Raw genomic sequence first — 1833 nt, 5'->3', positions numbered from 1 at the left:
CCCTTTTTCCTTTGCCCATTCTGCTTTTACCCGACCTTTAGGTCAGTTGTCTTGCATTCAATTGAGAATTTCCATACAGCATAGTTTCCTACAGCCTATTTTAGGGATTACATCTCTAGAATTCCCGCAAAGCCTACTCAGGTAACACTCAGATCACCTCCAGTTAATCACTTGGTTGATCGAATGGTGTTTGAAAAGTCTGTTTACTACTCGGAAGAGCGAAGCATGATTGACCGACTTATAGCAGAAGTCATTTGTCAGAAGTCATTTGTCAGAAGTCAAACTCTTGCGCTTCTTGATGCAGTCGCTCATGGGGGAAACCCCCAAGACCGCGCTGCATCGCTTACAAAGGGTGTGAGACTTTTGTCATGTCCTAACTGCCCTGGCGACTGCTATATATCAAGTCTGGTTGAATACCCATCAATTTTGGGACCCGGGCGCGGGGCTGACAAGGGTAGGTTTTTTACTTTGGAGATAGGTAATAGGGAATGGGGAATGGGGAATGGGGAATGGGGAATGGGTAATGGGTAATGGGGAATGGGGAATGGGGAATGGGGAATGGCTAATCGGAACCCACCCCTAACCCCGACCAGGAGGGGAAGAGCGGGAGATGGGTCGGTAATCGGTGGAAATTCTGGGAGATTTTCCGACATATTTTCCGAAATTTATTCCCAATGCCAGTACGTACTCGCCCTGCTAGGTAAAAAACCTACCCAAGTGAGGGAGGGTGGGGAGGGTGGGAAGTCTCGGGAGATGGTCAGATGGTCAGATGGTCAGATGGGGGAAATTTTTATTAAGGGTAATTATGCCGACATGATATTACTAGGGTTTTAGCCATTAGGATTTTTCAAAACGGTTTTCTCAAATCAGATTATCAATCATCTCGGGATTATTGATAATGGAGGCCGCTTATTGACATTGATTCAGCAGATTTCCGGTTTTACATACTATCAAAAAACTTTTATCTGTAGTTTGTAATACAAAATAATATGAGGTTACCCTGCAAACTCAATAGGTAAAGATTTATTACGAAAATACTAATTTCTGCGTAAAGTCAAAAGATTATCTTGGGGAATAAATAGGGAGCATCCCACTGCTGTGTGAGCGTGATTATACCGCCCACATATAGCAGAAGTCAGAAGTCAGAAGTCAGAAGTCAGAAGCGGTGCGACCCTGGTGATTTCTAATCACCATCAGAATGCGCACCAAGAGAGTCAAAGTCTTGCGCTTACTTAGGTTTAATACTTTTGTCATGTTCTAACTGCCCTGTCTTGATGCAGTCGCTCATGGGGAGGGGCTGTGTGCGGAACCTGCGTCCGCACCTTGTAAGCCCCGTGGAAACCACGCCAGTTGCTCATGGGGGAGACCCCCAAGACCGCACTGGCTCCCCAAGACCGCGCTGCATCGCTGGCGACTGCTATAAAAAGATATTTTTGCCAAAATGGGATACTCCCAATCACTAGTATTCAAGTTATCTTTATAAGTGCTTGTAGAATAACATGTTCTCCCGCAATCTCGCCTTGATCATCGGTATCAATAACTACACAAACGGCATTTCTCCCCTGAACACTGCCGTAAACGATGCCAAAAAATTAGTGGAAATTCTCCGCAAAAAGCATGATTACGAAGTCTGGGAATGCCTAGACGAAGTGGCAACTCTGTCTAACTTTAACAAATTTTTATCCCATACCTTACCCGAACAAGTTACTGAAAATGACCGCTTATTATTTTACTTTGCTGGTCATGGAGTCGCTCTCAATGGGGATGATGGTCCGGCTGGTTACTTAATTCCTCAAGATGCTTTACTGGGGGATACTAATAGTTATCTGCCCA

At 44.8% G+C, this 1833-nt stretch carries 3 protein-coding genes; all 3 read left to right on the top strand.

Features of this window, described 5'->3' with window-relative positions; genetic code table 11:
* The first annotated feature begins 558 nt into the window (after positions 1 to 558).
* Entirely contained in the window at positions 559 to 834 is a 276-nt protein-coding gene (locus tag F6K38_RS40925; RefSeq protein WP_154659663.1) for a hypothetical protein, read from the top strand.
* A 500-nt stretch (positions 835 to 1334) separates the two neighbouring features.
* The gene (locus F6K38_RS40920; RefSeq protein ID WP_287360555.1) at positions 1335 to 1463 is read left to right on the top strand and encodes a hypothetical protein; all 129 of its coding nucleotides are present in this window, start codon (positions 1335 to 1337) and stop codon (positions 1461 to 1463) included.
* Positions 1464 to 1499: 36 nt separating this feature from the next.
* A partial coding sequence (locus F6K38_RS40915; protein WP_287360554.1) for a caspase family protein occupies positions 1500 to 1833 on the top strand: 334 nt, incomplete at its 3' end.

Origin of the sequence: Moorena sp. SIO3B2 (assembly GCF_010692525.1) — a bacterium.
In the GTDB taxonomy this organism is placed as follows: Bacteria; Cyanobacteriota; Cyanobacteriia; order Cyanobacteriales; family Coleofasciculaceae; genus Moorena; species Moorena producens.
This window is presented reverse-complemented; position numbering and strand designations above follow the sequence as displayed.